We start from the raw sequence: 20,876 nt of genomic DNA, 5'->3' as shown, positions 1-20,876 counted from the left end.
GGGAGGTCATCGACCCCGCGCAGGCGTGCGGCCCCGATCGGGCGGGCGTGGCCGGGCCGCCGACGGCCCGAGTCTCCGGCGATGGTGCGGACAGCGGTGTGGCGCAACGACTTCACCGATAGGTCCGGTAGGCGGCCGGGCCCGGGTACATGGGGGACGGGGGCCCGCTGTGGGTGAGGGCGGCCAGGACCTGGTCGGGATGAATGTGTTCGGGGGTGATCTCGGTGAGCTGGACGCGGGCCGTGGAGGCGGCCGATTCCAGTTGCGAGAGCGAGGCTTCCGCGATGGCGAGGCGGCCGTCGGGCCGCATGACCGCGTCGGTGAAGCCCTGCGCGGCCAGGGTGGTGGCCAGCGCGATCGGGCTGGAGGCCTTCACCAGCAGCCGGTCCGGGTGGCTGCGGCGCAGCCGGGCCGGGCTGCCCTGGTATGCGATGTGACCGCGGTCCAGCACGAGTAGCTCGTCGGCGATGGGCAGCACGGTGCTGAGCGTGCGGGAGGTGAGCAGCACGGTGCCGCCGCGGCGGGCGTGGCCGCGCAGATAGTCGTTGAGCCAGGCGGTCTCCCCGACATCGAGCCCGGCGGCCGGATCGTCGAGCACCAGCAGCGGAGGATCGCCGAGCAGTGCGACGGCCAGCGCCAGCCGGGTCCGCATGCCCTCCGGCAGGCCGCCGATGCGCTGGTCGGCGGCATCGGTGAGCCGCACCAGCGCCAGCAGTTCCTCCGCCCGGGCATCGGAAACGCCTGCGGCGGAGGCGTAGACGCGCAGCTGGGCGAACACCCGCCGGGCCGGGTGCAGGCCGCGCGGATTCAGCATGGCGCCCACCACCTGGCGTCCGGCCCGCACGCCGGAGCCGGGTCCGCCCACGCTCGCGGTGCCGGAGGTGGGGGTGAGCAGCCCGAGCAGCATGCGCAGCACCGTGGACTTGCCCGCGCCGCGCGGGCCCACCAGTGCGGCCACCTTGCCGGCGGGCACCACGAAGCTCACGTCCTCGACCGCGGTGACGCTCTCGAAGGTCTTGGTCAGGCCCCCGGCGGCGAAGGCGAGCGGCCGCGCGCTCACGGCTGCACGTTCCGGATCGGCGCCTCCACCGCGAGCAGCGGATCGGCGTCGATGACCAGGGGCTGGGGCCAGGTCAGCGGCGGCGCGCCGAACGCCTTGCGGGCATTGTCGACCACGCCGTGCCCGATCGCCCGGTTACCGAATCCGCCGATGGCCGCGCCGATTCCGGCCGGAATCACCTTGCCGACCATGAGCGCGCCACGTTTGGCGATGAACTGGATCATGAACCGTTTGAGCAGCGAATCGTTCATGGCGCTCAGGCCCGGGATCTTGCCCGCCAGCAGCCCGCCCCAGTTCGCGGCCGAGTGCCCGACGCTCTTCTGCACGATCTCCATGCCACTCTCGCCGAGCACCACGGCCAGTACCAGGGCGCGGCGGCGCTCCTTGTCCTCGGGCGCGACCCCGTGCACGGCCGCCACCGCCAGGGTGAACACCGCGGACGCCTCCAGGAAGAAGGCGGTCTCCGCGCTCATGGCCGCCAGCGACGCCACCGTCCCGACGCCCGGCACCGCCGCGGTCGCGCCGACCGCCGTGCCGGAGGTGGTCACGGTATTGAGGTAGAGCTTCTCGATGCGCGCGATGATCTGCCCCGGCGTCTCACCCGGATGCGCATCCCGCAGCTTGCCCACGTATTTCGTGACAGCCGGGGCCTGTACCTGGGACCCGTTGTCGAGCAGCGAGACGACCGCTTTTTCGAGCCCGGCCTTGAACATCGGCGACAACCCCTTCTTCGTGCGGTCCTCCAGACCGAAACTCTATGGCACCTCGACAACGATTCGCGAGATAGACCGGTTCCGGGCGGGAGGGTCCCGCGCCGGAGGCCATCGGCCTAGGGTGGACGACGTGGCAGGCGTGTCCGAAGGCGCGTCGGGAGTGCCCGACCCGCGATTACGCGCGTACGTCCTCGGGTACGAGGGCTATCTGCTGCACGGCTTCGCGCCGGGTACGCATGTCGGGATGCCCGCGTCGGCGCTGACCGTGATCATCACCATCGACGAGCCCATCCACGTGCCGGTGTCCTCGCATCCGGAGCAGGCGGGCGGTCACTGGGACATGCTGGCCAGCGGGCTCACGGTGCGGCCGGCGGTGATCGCCCACAACGGGTTCCAGCACGGGGTACAGCTGAACCTGACGCCACTGGGCTGCCGGGCGCTGTTCGGGATGCCGGCGGCGGCGCTCGGGTCGTGGATCGTGGATCTGGCCGACGTGCTCGGGCCGCGCGCGGCGGAGTTGCGGGAGCGGCTGTCGTCGGCGCCCTCGTGGCCGCGGCGCTTCGCCGTCATCGATGAAATCCTGCTGCGCCAGGTGGATCCGGTGCACTGGGACGCCGAGCTGACCCGCGCCTGGACCCTGCTGTCGGGCCCCGACCCGGCGGTGCGGGTGGCCGCCGTGGCCGACGAGATCGGCTGGAGCCGACGACATCTCGGCAGCCGTTTCAGCGCCGAATTCGGCATCACCCCCAAGGACGCCGCCCGGGTGGCGCGCTTCGAACGCTCGCACCGCATGCTGCGGGACCCGATCCTGCCCCCGCTCGCGGAGGTGGCGGCCGCCGCCGGGTACTACGACCAGGCGCACATGGCCCGCGAATGGCGGGAGCTCGCGGGCATGCCGCCGTCGGTGTGGCGGGAACGCGAGGAGTTCCCATTCGTCCAAGACCAGCAGGCCGCCGAGATCGGAGGCTAGTCCCATGAGCGAAACGACAACCCCCATCGAGACCGGCACCGTCGTCTGGCCGACCCTGGTCTACCGCGACGCCCCGGCCGCCATCGCATTCCTGGAGCGGGCCTTCGGCTTCGAGACCACCGCCCGCTACGACGAGGGCGACACCGTCGCGCACGCCGAACTCGCCTGGCCGGGCGGCGGCGCCATCATGCTCGGCGGCGTCCGTGAGGGCATGGCGCTGGACTGCCAGCCGCCCGGCGTCGGTTCGGTATACATCGCCGTCGACGACGCGGACGCCCTGTACGCCCGGGCGCAGGCCGCGGGCGCCACCGTCACCCGTGAGCTGCGCGATGAAACCGATTACGAGTCACGAGGTTTCACCTGCCGCGACCCCGAAGGCGTCTACTGGAGCTTCGGCACCTACCGGGGCGCGGCCGGCGAGTAGCCGGGCCGGGCCGGGGCGTGTCGCGCGGGCACGCGCTCGGCCTCGACCGGCGGGGGCGGCGGGGTGCCGTCGCCGAAGGGCCTGCCGCCCAAGGCTTCCCGGCCGTGCGGGGTCAGCCAATTGCCGAGCTCGGGTCCCTTGGGCACCACCCGGGTCGGGTTGATGTCGGTGTGCACGACGTAGTAGTGCTGCTTGATCTGCACGAAGTCGATCGTGTCGCCGAACCCGGGGGTCTGGTAGAGGTCGCGGGCGTAGGCCCACAGCACCGGCATCTCGGTGAGTTTCTCTCGATTGCACTTGAAGTGGCCGTGATAGACCGGATCGAACCGGGCCAGTGTCGTGAACAGCCGCACGTCGGCCTCGGTGATGGTGTCGCCGACCAGGTACCGCTGCGTCGCCAGTCGCTCTGACAGCCAGTCGAGTGCGGTGAAGAGCCGGTCGTAGGCGGCGTCGTAGGCGTCCTGCCCGCCCGCGAACCCGCACCGGTACACGCCGTTGTTGACCTCGGTGTAGACGCGGCGGTTCACCGAATCTATCTCCGCGCGAAGATCTTCCGGATACAGCCGCGGCGCGCCGGGCCGGTGGTATTCCGCCCACTCGGTGGAGAAGTCGAGGGTCATCTGCGCGTAGTCGTTGGTGACGACCGCGCCGGTGCGCTCGTCCACGATGGCGGGCACGGTGATGCCGCGCGGATAGTCGGGGAACCGCTCGAAGTAGGCGTCCCGCAGAAAGTGGATGCCCAGCACCGGATCCACCCCGCCCGGATCCGGATCGAAGGTCCAGCTGCGCTTGTCGTGGGTGGGCCCGCACAGTCCCAGCGACAGCACCGATTCCAGTCCGAGCAGCCGCCGCACGATGAGTGTGCGATTGGCCCATGGACAAGCCCGCGCCGCCACCAGCCGATACCGTCCGGGCTCGACCGGATACCCGTCCCGCCCGTCGGCGGTGATCCGCGTGTCGATGTAGTTCGTATCCCGCTTGAATTCGCCCGGTTCGACGTAGGTTCCCGGCTCGGATTTCGAGGTCACTGTGTTTATTTTGCCCCTCCGCTTCGCTACGGGGCGGGTTCGCGGCCCTGAGGTCTCGATTCTTCCCTCCTCCGTTCCTCCAAGGCGCAGGTCTATGGAGCCGTTCGCTCCCCCGCTCCAAGGCGGAGGTCTATCAAGCCGCGGTCCAGAATCGAGACGGCCGCGAACCATTGAGCTGATCTACTCGGCCGTCATGGCCGATGTCGTGCTCACCCTTTTGTAAAAGTAAGCGGCCGCATACATTCAGGGTCATGACTGACTCGAAGCCCACCCGCCTGGAGCGCATCGTCACCGACGGCGGCGCGGACGCGGCGATCCTCACCATCGACAATCCGCCGCTGAACCTCTTCGACAAGGCCCTGATGGACACGCTGGCCGCGGATCTCGACGAGCTGTCGGAGAATCCGCCCCGTGCGCTGCTGATCCGCGCCGACGGCAAGCTGGTCTCCGGTGGCGTCGACGTGCACGTCTTCGACGGTCTGTCGGAGGAGGAGGGCGCGCAGCTGTGGCGGACCCTGTTCGCGCGCATCATCCACCCGCTCGAGGCGCTACCCTGCCCGGTCATCTTCGCCGCGCACTCGCTGACCCTGACGGCGGCCTTCGAGATGTCGCTGGCCTGCGACATCATCCTGGCCGCACCCAAGGCCAAGTTCGGCCTGGTGGAGACCGTGGTCGGCCTGACGCCGTCGATGGGCGGCCCGCAGCGGCTGGCCGAGCGCGCCGGTTCCGGCCGCGCCCGCGAGTTCGTCATGACCGGTGACACCTACTCCGCCGCCACCATGGCCGAGTGGGGTGTGGTCAATGCGGTGCACGAGGATGTCGACACCGCGGCCCGGGCGCTGCTGGCCCGGCTCGCCGAGGGCCCGACCCGCGCGCACGCCGCCACCAAGACGATCATCGAGGCGTGGCGGTCGGGCGGTGTGGCGCACGCGGATTCGGTGACTCCGGAGGTGTCCGGGCAACTTTTCGGCACCGCGGATCTGCGGGGCGCGGTGCGCAGCTTCCTGGAGGTCGGCCCCGGAAAGGCCACGTACACAGGCCAGTAGGCTCCGATCGGCCGTGCGCTGCCGATCGACTGTGCGCGCCCGGGCGTGTCGGCTACCGCCCGGGCGTGTCAAGCCCGTTACCTGCACCGGTATGGGATCGGGGTGGCACGAGACCGCCCGGCGGGGAATCCCGATGCGACTGTTGCGAGGACCCCGCAAATTCGATGTTTCCGCAGGCTCGGTTGGGGGAATGTGGGGTCGGCCGGGCGGCGATCTGTTTCCGTGGTGTGAAAGCCTGACATCCGTTTGCCGACAATCCGCCCACCGATGTGATCTGCATCATATAGTCACTCTTGCCTGCAGGGCTTCGAGGTACCCGGAGGGACGACGATGTCGCAGTTACTCGTGGAATATCCGCAGACGCGAAACAGCTGGTGCGACAACCCGCTTGCCCGCGCCGCCGACGGCATCCTGCGCTACGGCAACCTCACGCCCGCGCTCACCGAACTCCTCGACATCCAGGTCCACACCTTCGCCTCCCGCGAGGCCGTGGTCGAGATCGGCGGCCCCCGGCTCACCTACCGCGAACTCTGGTACTCGGCCTCCCGCATCGCCGGCGGCCTGCAGGAGCACGGCATCGGCTACGGCGACCGGGTCGCGGTCCGCATGCCGGTCGGCGCCCGCTGGGTGCAGGCGTTCCTGGGGGCGCTGCTCTCCGGGGCGGTGCCGGTGCTGGTCCACGACGGGCTGCCGGATGCCGTGGCGGACCGCGTGATTCACGACGCCTGCGCCGACTTCGTGCTCGACGGCGGCGGCCGCGCGGCGGGCTTCCGCAACGCGCTGCCCGATGGTGCGGCCTTCATCGACGACGGCGCGTCCCTCGGCGAACTGGCACTGCTCAGCTACACCAGCCCCTGCTCCGAGGCGGGCCCGCGCGGGGTGGAGCTGACCAACGAGAACCTGCTCTCCGCGATTCGTTCCGTGGTCGGCGCGCTGGATCTGCCCACCGACGGCCTGCGCAATCTGGTGCTGCTGCCGCTCGCGCACGCCAGTGGCTGCGTCGACCAGCTGCTGCCCACCTTCGCGGTCGGCGGCACCGTGGTGCTCACCCCCGACCGATCCACGGTGCCGGAAGCCCTTGTCGCCGAACGCATCGACATGGTCGCCGCGACTCCGCGCATCTTCGCCGGTCTGCTGCCCGGCCTGGCCGGACTGCGGGTGGAGCGGGTGCGACAGATCTGCAGTGCCGGGCATCGCGCCGAACTGGCCGCGGCCGACCCGGCCAGGTCGGAATCCGTCGCCAACTCCCTGCGCGCGGTCTTCCCGGAGGCCCGTCAGTGGTCGGTGTGGGGCGCGACCGAGACCTCCGGCATCGGGCTGGCGCGTGACGACGCCGCTCCGGGCCGGGACGCGCTCGGATTCGCCTTCGGCGGAACCGAACTCGCGCTGTGGGGCCCGCTCGCGGCCGTCGGCCACGGCGAGCTGCTGTGCCGGGGGCCGAATGTCAGCCCTCGCTACTGGAACGACCCGCAGACCACCGAGTCCCGCTTCACCGGCTCCTGGTTCCACACCGGAAACCAGGTCAGCATCGACGGCAACGGCCTGGTCCGCCGGTCGGCCGGGGTTTGATCGCGCTCCGCCAGGAGGTCGGCCGCAGAGGTCAGACGAGCAGCCGGGCACGCAGCGCGTCGCGCAGCTCCGAGGTGATGCCGATCTCGGTGAGATAGCCGTCCAGGCTGCCGTACATGGCGTGCATGGAGTTGGTGCCCGACTCCAGGTATTCGGGGCGGACACCCAGCAGATCGTCGGAGAGTTCCTCGTCGGTGCTCGCGGTCATCAACGCGCGCAGGGTGGGGACAGCGTCATTGCTGAGCAGGTAGTCGGCGTAGATGTCCTCTTCGGTGACATCGACCGCTCGCAGCAGCGTGGCCACGGCCCAGCCGGTGCGGTCCTTGCCCGCCGCGCAGTGCACCAGCGCGGTGCCGCGCAGCACGGAGTCGGCGAGTGACCGGATGGCGACGTGTGCCTCGGGCAGGGCGGGGAAGAGCCGGTAGACCTCGAGCATGTGCCCGGAGGCGCTGCTGTGGCGGCGCGCCTCGTGCGGCGGGGTCTCGCCCATGCGGGGGTCGAAGGGGGTGACGTTCAAACGCACGCCGTCCGGGACGACGTCGTGGCCGATGTGGTCGATCTCGGCGAACCCGCGCAGGTCGTGGACGTCGGTGACGCCCAGCTTGCCGAGGGTGGTGAGGCCCGTCTCGTCGAGCCGGCTGAGCTGGGCGGACCGCAGCAGCACTCCGTCCCGCACGGTGGAACCGCCCGCGGTGCGGGCGCCGCCGAGATCGCGGAAGTTGAAGGTGCCGGAGATCAGGAATTGGTCGTGGCGCGCAGAAGTCACCCGCTCAGGCTATCGGTGGGCGGGTAACGCCGGAGTGTCGAACAGTGGAGGAACAGTGGAGCGTTGTGGGTTCGCACACACCCGCTATGTTTCCTCGTGCACCCCTCGATAAAATACCGTCCGGTCCAAACAACGGCTTTACCGGGCGATCGTTCAATTTGATCATTCCCATCCGGTCGCGGGCCTGTTCCGATTAGGTAACAAAACATTCTTGAGGTATGGAATCGGCTATCAAAGCTGGTTGCCAGGCCAGAAAAAGACGTAACATCGATACCCGTTGAACGGGTACGTCGGCGTACAAGCCGGAGATCACTGCCGATCTGCAACACCCGTTGAGCGAGCCGCGCAGGCGAGGTGCGCGAGTTCTTTCGCCAAAGGGAGTCGTCGTTGAGCGCAAGTGGAGAAATCACCCAGGTCGGACTTCGTCCGGCCATGACCGAGGCCATCGAGACCGCGGCCGGGTCGCTCGATTTCAGGGGTAACCGTGCCCTGCGCATCCTGCTGCACGCGGGACTCAGCACGCTGTGGCCGATCTTGAAATCCTCCCCGGACCGGCAGATCCGTGCCTACGAGTCCACCCTGGCGGTGCTGCGGCGGCGCTGGGAGAACCAGGCGACCTGTGTTCCGGACCCGGTCGCCACGGCCATGTTCCGGGAGTTGGACGCCGACGTGACGTCCTTCCTGGAGCACTGCGCCGGCCGCTCGGGCACCCAGTGGCTGGAGCCGGTGGATGCCATCGCCGCCTATCTGCTGGCCGTCATCCAGGGCATGGTGCTGCGCTGGCTGGCCGACTGTGATGACGAGATCTCGCTGGTGGTGCTGGACGACCTGGTCTCGTACCTGTCGACCAAGGCGGTCGATCTGCCCTGACGCACCCGGCCCGCCCCGAAACTTAATGCTGGACGCATGACCAGGTTCGTGGTCGAATGATCTGGTGACCGATTCGTCGCCGATCAGCGGGCTGCACGCGGCCACCGCCGACCTCGAACCTCCACTCGCCGCGGTCGATATGACCGCCCTGCGCGCCAATGCCGCCGATCTGGTGAGCCGCGCCCGCGGCGTCCCGATCCGGGTGGCCAGTAAATCCGTGCGCTGCCGCGCCGTTCTCGAGGAGGTCCTCGGGCCCAAGCTCACCGCCTCCGGCGGCTTCGCGGGCATCATGGGTTACTCACTGCGCGAAGCCATCTGGCTGGTCCGGGAGGGTGCGCGCGATGTACTGCTCGGCTATCCCACCGCGGACCGGCACGCCCTGGCGGAACTCGCCTCCGACCAGTTGCTGCTCGACTCCATCACCCTCATGGTCGACGACACCGCCCAGCTGGACCTGATTCGCGAGGCCGTCGGCAGCGAAAAGGTCGCTCCCCGTGTGTGTCTGGACGTGGACGCCTCACTGCGCCTCGGCCCGCTGCACCTCGGGGTGCGCCGTTCACCCATCCGCACCCCCGAGCAGGCCGCCCGGCTGGCCGCCGAAACCCGTTCCCGCGGTTTCCAGGTCGTCGGCGTGATGACCTACGAGGCCCAGATCGCGGGCCTACCGGATACCAATCCCGCTGTGCGCCTGGTGAAGTGGGCGTCCTCGGCGGAGATCGGGAAGCGCCGCCGCCAGGTGCTGGAGGCGGTGCGGTCGACGGTCGGTGAACTCGAGCTGGTCAACTCCGGCGGCACCGGGTCCATCGAGGTCAGCATTACCGACCCGGGCGTCACCGAGGTGACCGCGGGTTCGGGCCTGTACCTGCCGACCCTGTTCGACGGCTATCGCAATCTGGCGCCGCGGCCGTCCATGTACTTCGCCACGCCGGTGCTGCGCCGGCCGGCGCCGGGCATCGCCACCGTCTTCTCCGGCGGTTACATCGCCTCCGGGCCCACCGGGGCCTCGCGGGTGCCGAAACCGGTGTGGCCCTCGGGCTTGAAGCTGATCGGGACCGAGGGCGCGGGCGAGGTGCAGACCCCGCTGACGGGCGCCGACGGCCTGGAGATCGGCGACCGGGTCTGGTTCCGGCACGCCAAGGCGGGCGAGCTGTGCGAGCGCTTCAACGAGGTGCATCTGATCGACGCGGACGGCAGCCGCACCACGGTGCCCACCTATCGCGGTGAAGGGCACTGCTTCGGCTGAGCCGAGGGTGCCGGATTCGGGCTAGACCCGGTCGAGCTGCAGCACCGCGGCCAGGTCGGACAGCTCGGCGGTGGTGGCCGGGAGATATTCGGTCAGCAGCGGCGAGCGCACGATGATCGCCGACCACATGGCCCGCGAGATCGCGCTGGTCAGCCAATGCCGCGACAGCAGTGCGGCGATCCCGTGCGGGGCGTCCTCGGGCGCGGAGGTGGTCATGGAGACCAGCACCACCGCGGCCTCGCGGCCCTGGAAGTGGTCGGGCGTGCCGACCAGGACGTCCTCGATGCGGGCCCGTGACAGCAGGGTCCGGATGCGCGCCACCTGGGCGTGGTAGGGGGCCACCACCAGAATGTCGTGCGGGTGCAGGCGACGGGTCAGTGCGCCGGTGTGCCAGGGCAATCCGAGCAGCGTGCGCACCTGACGCACGATTTCCCGTGCCTCCTCGGCGGATTCGGTGCTGTTGCCGTGATGCTCCACCGGCACGGTGCGCACGCCGGGCGGGATGCCGTCGAGTTCCCGTGCGAGGGTGACGGTTTCATTGGAGCGCAGCCGATTGTCGTAGCGCAGCCGCGACACCGGGCCGCACATGCGCGGGTGCATGCGCCAGGTGCGGTCCAGGAAGTAGCCGTAGGCGGCGGGCAGGGTGCGGTGCGCCCCGAGCAGCCGCCCCAGCACGGATTCGGCGATCGGCTCGGGATGCGCGCCGTGTCCCATCGGCGGCGCGGGGTCGCCGACCAGCAGCAGATTGCGGGCGCACACGGCCACGGCCACCGCCTCCGCCAGCGGGAACTTCCCGGCGTCCACGATGACCAGCAGGTCCAGGCTGTCGCGCGCGATGCGCTCGGGATCGGCGAAGTCGCTCGAGAGTCCGCCCACCACACAGCCGTTCACGGCATTGTCGAGGAAACGCGGATAGCGCGAGGCCTCGATGGGCAGCCATTCCGGCGCCACCGCCCGGCTGTCGGCCTTGGCGACCAGCTCCGGCAGCACGCCTACCTGCACCACGGCGTCGAGCACGTGCTCGACCACCTGATGCGAGCGCGCCACCACGCCGACCCGCCACCGGTAGCGGGTGACGAGCCGTTCCACGGCGCGCGCGGTGGTGTCGGTCTTGCCGGTGCCGGGCGGGCCCTGCACGGCCACATACGAATTGTCGAGATCCAGGACGGCGGCGGTGACGGCGGCGGCGTGATCGCCGAACACCTCGGGCAGTGCCGAGCCCGCGCGCAGCCGCGGCAGGCGGCGGCACAGGATGTCGAAGACGGCGGTCTCGGGCACCTGGGGGAGGGTCACCAGCAGCTGATGTGCGGTGTCCTCCAAGGCTTCCGCGAGGTGGACGTCGTGGCCGGGCGGGCAGGGCGCGATGGCCGCGGGCAGCTCGTCGTAGGGTTCGCAGCCCTCGGGGAGTATCTCCACCACCCGCACCACGTCCTCGAAATTGGTGTCCAGCGCGCAGCCGAGGACGGTGGCGTGCGCGGTCGCGCGCAGCCCCGGGGTGACGGTCATGCCGGGCGCGGGGCGATCGTAGAGGGTGAGCACCGCCGTGCCCGGTGGCGGCGCGTTGCCGGTGCCCAGCCGGCCGGTGAGGGTCAGGTAGCGCCGCATGGGCTGCTGCCCGGTGCCGTGCCAGTCGGTGTCCACCGAACCGGAGTCGGCGACGAGAACCCCTGCGGTGTCGGCCCATTCGGCCACCGGATGGTCGAGCCGGTCGTCGTGCGCCCAGCGCAGCGGCCGCCGCTCGCGCCGGTGATAGCCCAGTGCCGCCGCCGCGAGCCCGGCCGCCTCCTGCGCCGGGCCGCGCTCCTCGCCGTCGCTCTCCGCGAATTCCCGCAGCGCCGCCTCGATATCGTCGGGCCCGGTCTCGGCGTAGTCGTAGGACCACCGCCGGCTGGGCCGGACCTCGTGCCCGGCGGCCAGGTCGAGCAGCCAATCCCGCAGTCGCAGTACGGCTTCCGCGCCGCCGCCACTCTCCTCCTGATTGGGCGGCAGCTGGTGCAGGTCGTAGGAGCGCTCGCCGACCACCAGCGCCGCCCGCACCACCGGGTACAGGTCGGCCAGCGCGGGTAGCAACTCCGCCACCACATCCTCACCCTCGGAATCGCGTCCGCCGATGGTGTGCAGCAGGCCGCGCAGATCGCCGCGATAGTGGTGGATCCGCAGATCCGGGCATTCGCGGTGGCGCTCGATCAGGAATTCCAGCAGCGCGTCGGCGTCGTCGCGGCGGCGCGAACGGCTCCCGTGACCGAGGGTGTCCGGGCCGCCGGCTCGAATGACGAAGGTGCGCGCCGGTTTCGGTACGGCGGGGGCGGGCACGAATCCCAGCGCGACCGTGCTCACCCCGGGCCCCTGCTCGAAGGTCGCGACCGCGGCGCTGCCGCGCTGTTCGGCGAACTGCTCACTGTCGGCCGATTCCGCCGATTCCTGGACGAAACTCGCCGGCGCGGAGGAGGTTTCGGCCAAGCGGAGGGCCTGCGCGGACGGGCGGTCCGCCGGCGCCGGGTCGGCCGGTTCGAGCGCGCTGATCTGCACGATCACATCGCCTGCGGTGCGGGCGATTCCGGACCCCGCGCGCGGGAGGTCGGCGGTGTCGGGGGGATTGACCGGGGTGACACTGACGAAAAGGTCGCCACGGGTCGGCGCGGGCAGGGCAGCCAGCGCGGCCGGATCGATGAGAGCGTGTACCGGACGTCCGGTGCGCTCGCGCAGGATCTGGACCTCGGCCTGACGGCGCAGGGTGGTCAGGGTGGCGGACGGGATGCCGGCGACGGTGGCGTCGGCGACGGCCAGCCGGTCCACGGTGGTGATCCCCGCGTCGCGCAGGTGGGCGCGGGTGGCCGGGCGCATTCCCGCCACCAGCAGCAGGTCCCGGCGGGTCTCGAGTTCGGTCGTGCAGGTGGGGCAGTGGCCGCAGGCCAGGAAGCGCCGGTCACCCCACTGCACGGGGAGTAGCTCGCCGAGCTTGGTGTCGACGATGAGTTCGAGCCGCGCCCGCCGCGCCTGGTAGACGACCGCCATGTCCGCGAGCGTGTACGTGGCCGGGACGCCGTCCTCCCATACCCGCGCCTGGAGTGCGGACCGGAAACCGTTGCGCCGCAGGGCCTCCGCGGCGGAGGCCAGTCCCAGCAGGGTCGCGATCCCGCCGCGCCGGCCCGCCACCCCGGCCACGATGTAGTCGTGTCCCTCGGGGGCGTGATCGCGCACCAGGAATTCGCAATGCGCCACGAAGTCCCCGTCGAACACCACACCGCCCGCGACCGCCTCGGCGTCCGCTCGCAGCGCCGTCAGCGTCCGGTCGTGCGCGTCCCGCAGTCCGGCCAGCGCGCGCTCGCGCAGGTCCTCGGAGATGAGCGCGGTCGTGGCGAGGGCGTCGGCCGCGGGCCCGGATAGGCGGATGCGGGTGACGCCCGGCCCGTACCGGTCGCGGAGGTCGGCGAGGCGGTGCTCGACGGCCGGGTCGGGGGTGCGCGTGAGCGTGCCGGGCGACGGGAACTCGACCGGCGTCACCAGTCCCAGTTCGGCGTCGAGCGCGCGCAGCAGCGCGAACTCACAACGCGCCGCCGCCACCAGGTCTCCGGTGCTGCACACGACACGATCACCGAACAGCATCAATCGCGGCCCTCCTGTGCCTCTCCTCCGCCGACACCCGCACCCGGCCGGGTCTCTTCGTCACGTGGCCGAGTCGGGCCATAGCGTAATGACTGCGGGCGGTGTGATGTGCTGCCAGGTGCGGCCCGCGCACCGGTCCGGACCCGCCATGACCCGCCCACGTCAGCACGCGTTTGCGGGCGATGTTGGGAGACAACGCGACTCGCGCGCGCCGCAGCCGCCGACAGCGGCTCGAGGCCCGGTCGGACGCCAGAAATCGCATCGCGATTCCGGCGTGTCGCCCCCCGCGGACCGCCTGGGGCGCGTCGCTGTCCGGCAGGTTCGCTCGTTACTCGCCAGTCGCTTGTTTCGGGCGGCCCCGCAACCCCTGCGCGTCTGTCACAATCTGCCGATGCTCTACCTAGCGGGCGCTCGCGGCCGCCTTCACTACCGCCGATGGCAGCTCGATGACGCACACGCCGTCATGGCGTTCTTACCCGGAATCGGGCAGCACAGCGCGCACTACCACCGATTCGCGCGGGCGCTGGCCGCCCGCGGCATCGAACTCTGGGCCCTGGACACCTCCGGGCACGGTCTCAGCGAAGGGGATCCCGAAAGGCCGGGCACGATCCACGAGCTGGCCGCCGACGCCCGGCTGTTCCTGGACCAGGTGCACGCGCACGCGACTTCCACCCCGTTCCTGATGGGTCACTCCCTGGGCGCGGCCACCACCCTGGCCGTGCTGCGCGACGCACAGCCGGGCGACTTCGCCGGACTGGTGCTGTGCGGGACGCCCAAGGCGGTGCTGGAGGGCAGGTCCCCGAAGTCCGCCCGCGGTGCCGAACCCGCGAATCGTGCTCGCGCCCAGGGCGGTTCGCGCTCACGCGCGGCACTGGCGACCGAGCAGGAGTCGGACTGGCCGGGACCGCGGCTGCCCGAGGGCCTGCCGGTGCTGATCGTGCACGGCGCGGACGATCGCCGGGCGCCGGTGGAACCGGTGCGGGAGTGGTCGGCCCAGGTCGGCGCGCGTTTTCACACCTACCCCAATGCCGGCCACGACCTGCTGCACGAGCCCGCGCACGCCGAGGTCACCACGGAGATCGTCGAGTTCGTGCAGGCCCGCTCGCTGGTCTGAGGGATTCGCGCTGGTCCGAAGGATTACGGTGAGGGCGTGCCCCTCTACGAATTCGAAGGCAAGCGCCCGACGGTCGATCCGACCGCGTTCATCGCGCCCACCGCGACCCTGATCGGCGATGTGCGCGTCGAGGCCGGCGCCTCGGTCTGGTACGGCGCGGTGCTGCGCGCGGACCTGGCGCCCATCATCATTCGGGAACGCGCGAACGTGCAGGACAACGCGGTGATCCACGTGCCGCAGGATGTCACCGTGGAGATCGGCGCGGGTTCGACGATCGCGCACTCGGTGGTGTTCCACGGCGCGACGCTGGGCGCGGAATCGATTGTGGGCAACGGCAGTACGGTCCTGGACATGGCCAAGATCGGCAGCGGCGTCATGATCGCCGCGCACTCGCTGGTCGGCCCGGGGCAGGAGATTCCCGACGGCGTGCTGGCCGCCGGCTCACCCGCCCAGGTCAAGAAGCCGCTCGCGGGCACGCCGGCCGAACTGTGGGTCAAGACCAATCCGAGCTTCTACGCCGACCTCGCGCAGCGACACCGCACGGGCATCACCGAGGTTCACTGATCCGAATCCCGGGAAGCGGTGGGGCGCAACAGCTTCACCACTTCCGCATCGGTGAGCTGATGGAAGTCCCGGTAGGCCCCGCCCACCCCGCCGAGGGCGCGCGGCACCAGCGGGCACACCACCTCGTCGGCGATCTCCTGGATCCGGTGCAGCGCTTCGACCGACGACACCGGCACCGCCACCACCACCCGGCGCGGCTCGTGCAGCCCGGCGATCTCGCAGGCGGCGGCGACGGTCGCGCCGGTCGCCATGCCGTCGTCCACGATCACCACGGTCCGATCCTTCAGGTCGATCGGCGGCCCGGCCCGCAGTATCCGGCGGCGGCGCTCCAGCTCGGCCCGCTCGACGATCTCGATGTCCGCCAGCTGATCGGGCGTCACCCCGGTATGCCGCACGACGTCGTAGTTCAGCACCCGGACGTCGTCCTCCCCGATGGCCCCCATCGCCAGTTCCGGCTGCCACGGCACCCCGAGCTTGCGCACCAGCAGCACATCGAGGTCGCCGCCGATCACGTCGCGCACCGCGACGGCCACCGGCACCCCGCCCCGGGGCAGCCCCAGCACCAGCGGATCCGCCGCGCGCAGGTGCCCCAGCACCCCACCCAGCGCGCGCCCCGCGGCCGCCCGATCCGAATAGATCATCGCTCTGTCTATTTTGCCCCTCCGCTTCGCTCCGGGGCAGGGTTCGCGGCCTTGAGGTCTCGATTCTTCCCTCCGCTGCGCTCCGTCGCTCCAAGGCGGAGGTCTATCAAGCCGCGGTCCAGAATCGAGACGGCCGCGAACCCGTGGGTGTCTCTACTCTCCGCGGATCGTGTAGCGGCGTAATGCGAGGCTCGGATTCGTGGTGCGGACCTCGGTGAGGTGGTGCAGGTCGATATGGGCGGTGGCGATGCCCGGCTGGTCGCCGAGCTCGGCCAGCACCGCGCCGGTGGGGGAGATGATCATCGAGGTGCCGGACCCGCGCGGCGCGGCCTGGTCGGCGGCGGCGACGTACATGGTGTTCTCGATGGCCCGGGCACGCAGCAGCGTGGTCCACTGGTCGACCTTGCCGGGGCCGGGAATCCACTGGGCGGGCAGCAGCAGCACGTGCGCGCCCGCGGCGGCCAGCCGGCGAATGCCTTCGGGGAAGCGCAGATCGAAGCAGGTCTGCAGCCCGAACACCACGCCGTCCACGGTGAAGGTCTGGGACTGGTCCAGCGGGCCGGGGATGAGCAGATCGGATTCGCGCGATCCGAAAGCGTCGTACAGGTGCACCTTCCGGTAGACGGCCGCGAATTCGGCATCGGGGGAGGCGGCGACGAGGGTGTTGTAGACGTGCCCGGCGGGCTGGTCCGGGCCGCCGGACTCGACCACGCCCGCGACCACGTGCACTCCGAATTCGGCTGCGATACCACGCAATCCGGTGACGAACGGTCCGGTCAGCGGTTCCGCGGCGGCCAGCACCCGATCGTCGAGGCGCTTGGTGGCGAACATCGAGTACTCCGGCGCCACCACCACCTTCGCTCCGAGTTCGCTGGCGGCCTCGACCTCCGCGCGCAGAGCGGTGAGATTGGCCACGGTGTCGGTGTACGGATCGAACTGCACCACCGCCACATCCACCGACCCGGCCGGTTCGGTCCCGGCGGGTCGCTCCGGCGCGGCGGCCGTTTCGTGCACGGCCGTCACCACTGCTCCCGAGCTGCCCGCATCGGCGGTGGCCAGGGTTGCGGTGACGTAGTTGCGGACGGGGGCGGGTTCGGGATTTCCGAGTCCGGACACGGAACTCGAGGGCGTCGTGGCGGCGGGCGCGGGCGGGTTGTCCGGTTGCACGACCCCCAGGGTATTCACCCGATGGTCAAGCCCGCAGCTAGCAGGCAGTAAAATCCGTGGCAATGAGTACCTCACCGGCCGACAGCGTTCCCACTGACGACGAGAGGGACGTTTCCGGCCCGTCCTTCGCTGATCTGGGTATCGATGACCGCATTCTGCGGGCCATCGCCGATGTCGGCTACGAATCGCCGTCGCCCATCCAGGCGGCGACGATTCCGCCGTTGCTCGACGGCGCGGACGTGGTGGGCCTGGCCCAGACCGGTACCGGCAAGACCGCGGCCTTCGCCATTCCGATCCTCATGGGCATCGAGATGACCGGCAAGGCCCCGAAGGCGCTGGTGCTGGCCCCGACCCGGGAGCTGGCCATCCAGGTCGCCGAGGCGTTCGGCCGCTACGCGGTGCACATGCCCGGCCTGCATGTGCTGCCCATCTACGGCGGTCAGAACTACGCGGTGCAGCTGTCCGGTCTGAAGCGCGGTGCGCAGGTGGTCGTCGGCACGCCGGGCCGCGTGATCGACCACCTCGAGCGCGGCACCCTGGACCTGTCGCAGCTGCAGTACCTGGTGCTCGACGAGGCCGACGAGATGCTCAAGATGGGCTTCCAGGACGATGTCGAGCGCATCCTCGCCGACACGCCCGACGAGAAGCAGGTCGCGCTTTTCTCCGCGACCATGCCGTCGGCCATCCGGAAGATCTCCAAGCAGTACCTGAAGAACCCGACCGAGATCACGGTCAAGGCGAAGACCTCGACGAATACCAACATCACCCAGCGCTGGGTGCTGGTGTCGTACCAGCGCAAGCTGGACGCCCTGACCCGCATCCTCGAGGTCGAATCCTTCGAGGCCATGATCATCTTCGTGCGCACCAAGCAGGCCACCGAGGAGCTGGCCGAAAAGCTGCGCGCGCGTGGGTATTCCGCGGCCGCCATCAACGGCGACATCGCGCAGGCGCAGCGTGAGCGCACCATCGGCCAGCTCAAGTCCGGTGTGCTCGACATCCTGGTCGCCACCGACGTGGCCGCGCGCGGCCTGGACGTGGAACGCATCTCGCACGTCGTCAACTACGACATCCCGCACGACACCGAGTCCTACGTGCACCGCATCGGCCGCACCGGCCGCGCGGGCCGCTCCGGTGAGGCGCTGCTGTTCGTGGCCCCGCGCGAGCGCCGGCTGCTCGACGCCATCGAGCGCGCCACCCGCCAGCAGGTCACCGAGATGCAGCTGCCCAGCGTCGAGGACGTGAACGCGCAGCGCGTGCAGAAGTTCGGCGACACCATCACCGAGAATCTGACCTCGGCCAATCTGCCGTTGTTCCGCAAGCTGATCGAGGACTACGAGCGGGAGCACAATATCCCGCTGGTGGACATCGCCGCGGCGCTCGCGGTGGGCGGTCACGACGGCGACAACTTCTTCATGGAGCCCGATCCGGAGCCGACGGCGCGCGAGCGCCGCGAACGCGCCCCGCGTTCCTTCGACGATCGCGACCGCGGTCCCCGCGAGCGTCGCGAGCCCAGCGGCCCGTCCCGGCATCGTCAGACCGGCGCGGAGCTTGTCACCTATCGCATCTCGGTCGGCAAGCGCCACAAGGTCGCCCCCGGCGCGATCGTGGGCGCCATCGCCAATGAGGGTGGCCTGCGCCGCAGCGACTTCGGCCACATCAGCATCCGTCCGGACCACTCGCTGGTGGAGCTGCCGGCCGACCTGTCCAAGGAAACCCTGAATGCTCTGAGCCGAACCCGGATCAGTGGTCAGCTCATCGATCTCCAGCTGGACCAGGGCCCGCCCGGAGGGCGCTCCATGAGCCGCGCCCCGCGCCGCGAGGGCAAGCGCCCGGACATTCGGCGCAAGCCGCGGTTCTGAGCCCGCCGCTCGAAACGATCAACGCCCGCATCCGGAAAGGGATGCGGGCGTTGCGTTTTCGAGGGTGCGGCGTTGCCGTAGGTCAGTTGGTTCCGGGCGCGCCCGCGGCGGGGGCTGGTGCGGGGGCCGCCGGGGCGGCCGAGGTGGTCGGGGCCGAGGCGTCCGGGGTGGTCGGGGCCGAGGCGTCCGGGGTGGCGGGGGCGGCAGGCTGGGCGGGCGGGGTGTCGGACACGGTGAACAGGCCGACGGTCGGCAGCACCACGCAGCGCGCGCCCGGGTAGTCGATGGTGCCCCACAGCGAGGCGACGACGGTGCCCGCGCCGGCGTCGACGGTCTTCGACAGCGAGGGCAGGTTGTACTCGGTCTGGTCGTCCAGGGCGGTGATGCCGCTGCGGCCGTTGTTCACATTGAGCCAGGCCACGCTCAGGCCGGAGGCCGTCGGAAAACCGTTCTGCTGCGCCATGACCTGGAAGCTGAGTTTGCCCGGCGGCAGCGACACCGAGGCGTTGGGACCGGTGATGCCGGTGACGGCCATCGCCGAGGTCAGGCTGAACGGCATGTTGAAGCCGCAGCCGAGGGTGGGCGCCAGGTACGAGAACGGCGTGAACTGAACGTTTTCCAGCTTCGCGGCGGCGATCAGCTGGGCCGATTTGGCAATGTCGGCGACCGCGGCCCGGCCGGCGGCATTGTCGCCGACGGCCTGGGTGAGCTGGTCGATGCCGGTCGCTACGGGCGTCTCCGGCTGGTCGGCGGTGGCCGCGCTGGTCGCGCCGACCGTGGCCGCGGCCGTGAGGGCGGCAACCGCCAGGGCGCGCCGGGACAGAGTCCAACCGTTCACTCGTGCTGCTCCTGCGTCGATATTCTCGCCGAGCCACAACAGCCCGACGTCCCGGAATTCGGGTATCGGATTTCTGGGCAACCTACCAGCCCAGCTCGAGAGCCGGGATGTCGAGGCGCTGCGAGCTGAGCACCACGGGCCGTCCGATCGGTGTGATCCGGGTGACAATCAGACCATTACCGGGGGGTAAGTTTGATGGCGACATCACAGCGACGCTCGGGAGAAGCAATGAAGCTGGCCCTCTCACCCGATGAGGTGAAATTCCGGGACGACCTGCGCGAGGTCTATCGGACCAAGATCCCGGCGGAGATCCGAGACCGCATGAAGTACGGTCTCGAGCTCTCTCGCGATGACATCGTCACCACCCACCGCATCCTCAACGAGAACGGCCTGGCCGTGCCCAAGTGGCCGGTGCAGTGGGGCGGCCGCGACTGGTCGCCCATGCAGCTGCACATCTGGGAGGACGAGATGCAGCTCGCCTCCGTGCCGGAGCCGCTCACCTTCAACGCCCAGATGATCGGCCCGGTCATCGCCCAGTTCGGCTCCGAGGAGCTCAAGCAGCGCTTCCTGCCGGCCACCGCCAATCTCGACATCTGGTGGTGCCAGGGCTTTTCCGAGCCCGACGCGGGCTCGGACCTGGCCGCGGTGCGCACCACGGCGGTGCGCGACGGCGACTCCTACATCGTCAACGGACAGAAGATCTGGACCACCCTGGCCCAGTACGCCGACTGGATCTTCTGCCTGGTGCGCACCGACCCGACCGTCAAGAAGCAGGCCGGTATCTCGATGCTGCTCTTCGACGTCAAGACCCCCGGCGTGACCATCCGGCCGATCAAGCTCATCGACGGCCACCACGAGGTCAACGAGGTCTTCTTCGAGAACGTCCGGGTGCCCGCCGATCAGCTGGTCGGCGAGGAGAACATGGGCTGGACCTACGCCAAGTTCCTGCTCGGCAACGAGCGCACCGGCATCACCGGTGTGGGCCGCACCAAGGTGAAGCTGGGCGTCGCGAAAGAGTATGCGGCGCAGATCCGTTCGGGCAGCGGCACGCTGCTCGAGGACCCGGCGTTCGCCGCGCGCGTGGCCGAGATCGAGAACGAGCTGCTGGCGCTGGAGCTCACGCTCATGCGCGTGGTCTCCAATTCCAATGACGGCAAGCCGAATCCGGCCTCCTCGGTGCTGAAGCTGCGCGGTTCGGAGCTGCAGCAGGCCGCCACCGAGCTGCTGCTGGACGTCGCCGGGCCGGACGCGCTGCCGGTGAACGCCGGGGACATCGCCTCGCCCGGCTGGGCGCAGCGCAGCGGTCCCGGCTATCTCAACTTCCGCAAGACCACCATCTACGGAGGCTCCAGCGAGGTGCAGCGCACCATCATCGCCTCCACCATTCTCGGATTGTGA

The 20,876-nt window shown here is 70.3% G+C and carries 18 protein-coding genes; 10 read left to right on the top strand and 8 right to left on the bottom strand.

The genetic code is table 11. The annotated features are described in order from the left end of the window. Positions 1-112: 112 nt before the first annotated feature. Together ACQP1O_RS36170 and ACQP1O_RS36165 are read right to left on the bottom strand one after the other, a co-directional pair. Positions 113-1,060, bottom strand: a complete 948-nt coding sequence (locus ACQP1O_RS36170; protein WP_433562826.1) for an ABC transporter ATP-binding protein — start codon at positions 1,058-1,060, stop codon at positions 113-115. Next, positions 1,057-1,773: a hypothetical protein gene (locus tag ACQP1O_RS36165; protein WP_433562825.1), complete on the bottom strand. Its 717-nt coding sequence runs from the start codon at positions 1,771-1,773 to the stop codon at positions 1,057-1,059. The genes ACQP1O_RS36170 and ACQP1O_RS36165 overlap by 4 nt, the downstream gene beginning before the upstream one ends. A 130-nt stretch (positions 1,774-1,903) precedes the next feature. Here ACQP1O_RS36165 and ACQP1O_RS36160 point away from each other — a divergent pair, with 130 nt between their 5' ends. Beyond that, positions 1,904-2,743, top strand: a complete 840-nt coding sequence (locus tag ACQP1O_RS36160; protein ID WP_433562824.1) for a helix-turn-helix domain-containing protein — start codon at positions 1,904-1,906, stop codon at positions 2,741-2,743. 4 nt (positions 2,744-2,747) lie between these two features. Beyond that, the gene (locus ACQP1O_RS36155; RefSeq protein WP_433562823.1) at positions 2,748-3,167 is read left to right on the top strand and encodes a VOC family protein; all 420 of its coding nucleotides are present in this window, start codon (positions 2,748-2,750) and stop codon (positions 3,165-3,167) included. Here the strand turns inward: ACQP1O_RS36155 and ACQP1O_RS36150 are convergent. Then, entirely contained in the window at positions 3,143-4,195 is a 1,053-nt protein-coding gene (locus ACQP1O_RS36150; protein WP_433562822.1) for a glutathione S-transferase family protein, read from the bottom strand. The genes ACQP1O_RS36155 and ACQP1O_RS36150 overlap by 25 nt on opposite strands. A 251-nt stretch (positions 4,196-4,446) precedes the next feature. Between ACQP1O_RS36150 and ACQP1O_RS36145 the strand changes: the two genes are divergently transcribed. Together ACQP1O_RS36145 and ACQP1O_RS36140 are read left to right on the top strand one after the other, a co-directional pair. Next, the gene (locus ACQP1O_RS36145; protein ID WP_433562821.1) at positions 4,447-5,241 is read left to right on the top strand and encodes an enoyl-CoA hydratase/isomerase family protein; all 795 of its coding nucleotides are present in this window, start codon (positions 4,447-4,449) and stop codon (positions 5,239-5,241) included. A gap of 330 nt (positions 5,242-5,571) precedes the next feature. Continuing rightward, entirely contained in the window at positions 5,572-6,810 is a 1,239-nt protein-coding gene (locus ACQP1O_RS36140; protein WP_433562820.1) for a class I adenylate-forming enzyme family protein, read from the top strand. A 31-nt stretch (positions 6,811-6,841) separates the two neighbouring features. Here the strand turns inward: ACQP1O_RS36140 and ACQP1O_RS36135 are convergent, their stop codons facing one another. Beyond that, positions 6,842-7,576: a tyrosine-protein phosphatase gene (locus ACQP1O_RS36135; protein WP_433562819.1), complete on the bottom strand. Its 735-nt coding sequence runs from the start codon at positions 7,574-7,576 to the stop codon at positions 6,842-6,844. Positions 7,577-7,963: 387 nt separating this feature from the next. Between ACQP1O_RS36135 and ACQP1O_RS36130 the strand changes: the two genes are divergently transcribed. Together ACQP1O_RS36130 and ACQP1O_RS36125 are read left to right on the top strand one after the other, a co-directional pair. Continuing rightward, the gene (locus ACQP1O_RS36130; protein ID WP_433562818.1) at positions 7,964-8,446 is read left to right on the top strand and encodes a TetR family transcriptional regulator; all 483 of its coding nucleotides are present in this window, start codon (positions 7,964-7,966) and stop codon (positions 8,444-8,446) included. 64 nt (positions 8,447-8,510) lie between these two features. Then, positions 8,511-9,689: an amino acid deaminase/aldolase gene (locus ACQP1O_RS36125; protein ID WP_433562817.1), complete on the top strand. Its 1,179-nt coding sequence runs from the start codon at positions 8,511-8,513 to the stop codon at positions 9,687-9,689. Positions 9,690-9,710: 21 nt separating this feature from the next. Here the strand turns inward: ACQP1O_RS36125 and ACQP1O_RS36120 are convergent, their stop codons facing one another. Then, positions 9,711-13,295 (bottom strand): AAA domain-containing protein, encoded by a 3,585-nt coding sequence (locus ACQP1O_RS36120; RefSeq protein ID WP_433562816.1) that lies wholly within the window; start codon positions 13,293-13,295, stop codon positions 9,711-9,713. A gap of 391 nt (positions 13,296-13,686) precedes the next feature. Between ACQP1O_RS36120 and ACQP1O_RS36115 the strand changes: the two genes are divergently transcribed. Together ACQP1O_RS36115 and ACQP1O_RS36110 are read left to right on the top strand one after the other, a co-directional pair. Beyond that, entirely contained in the window at positions 13,687-14,409 is a 723-nt protein-coding gene (locus ACQP1O_RS36115; RefSeq protein WP_433562815.1) for an alpha/beta hydrolase, read from the top strand. 36 nt (positions 14,410-14,445) lie between these two features. Next, a complete protein-coding gene (locus ACQP1O_RS36110; RefSeq protein ID WP_354833823.1) occupies positions 14,446-14,973 on the top strand; it encodes a gamma carbonic anhydrase family protein in 528 nt (175 codons plus the stop codon). On the opposite strand, the gene ACQP1O_RS36105 is transcribed toward ACQP1O_RS36110, so the two are convergent. Beyond that, positions 14,967-15,614 carry a phosphoribosyltransferase gene (locus ACQP1O_RS36105; protein ID WP_433562814.1) on the bottom strand — a complete coding sequence of 216 codons (648 nt, stop codon included), beginning with the start codon at positions 15,612-15,614 and terminating at the stop codon, positions 14,967-14,969. The genes ACQP1O_RS36110 and ACQP1O_RS36105 overlap by 7 nt on opposite strands. Before the next feature lie 153 nt (positions 15,615-15,767). Further along, positions 15,768-16,571 (bottom strand): carbon-nitrogen hydrolase family protein, encoded by an 804-nt coding sequence (locus ACQP1O_RS36100; RefSeq protein WP_433567907.1) that lies wholly within the window; start codon positions 16,569-16,571, stop codon positions 15,768-15,770. 272 nt (positions 16,572-16,843) lie between these two features. On the opposite strand from ACQP1O_RS36100, the gene ACQP1O_RS36095 reads away from it, so the two are divergent. Then, complete coding sequence (locus ACQP1O_RS36095; protein WP_433562813.1) at positions 16,844-18,640, top strand: DEAD/DEAH box helicase; 1,797 nt, start codon at positions 16,844-16,846, stop codon at positions 18,638-18,640. A gap of 82 nt (positions 18,641-18,722) precedes the next feature. On the opposite strand, the gene ACQP1O_RS36090 is transcribed toward ACQP1O_RS36095, so the two are convergent. Next, complete coding sequence (locus tag ACQP1O_RS36090) at positions 18,723-19,478, bottom strand: hypothetical protein (protein ID WP_433562812.1); 756 nt, start codon at positions 19,476-19,478, stop codon at positions 18,723-18,725. Positions 19,479-19,706: 228 nt separating this feature from the next. Between ACQP1O_RS36090 and ACQP1O_RS36085 the strand changes: the two genes are divergently transcribed. Next, complete coding sequence (locus tag ACQP1O_RS36085) at positions 19,707-20,876, top strand: acyl-CoA dehydrogenase family protein (RefSeq protein ID WP_433562811.1); 1,170 nt, start codon at positions 19,707-19,709, stop codon at positions 20,874-20,876.

The sequence above is a fragment of the Nocardia sp. CA-151230 genome (assembly GCF_050942175.1).
Classification (GTDB): domain Bacteria; phylum Actinomycetota; class Actinomycetes; order Mycobacteriales; family Mycobacteriaceae; genus Nocardia.
The sequence above is the reverse complement of the archived record's forward strand: the minus strand, read 5'-3'. Positions and strand labels throughout refer to the sequence as shown.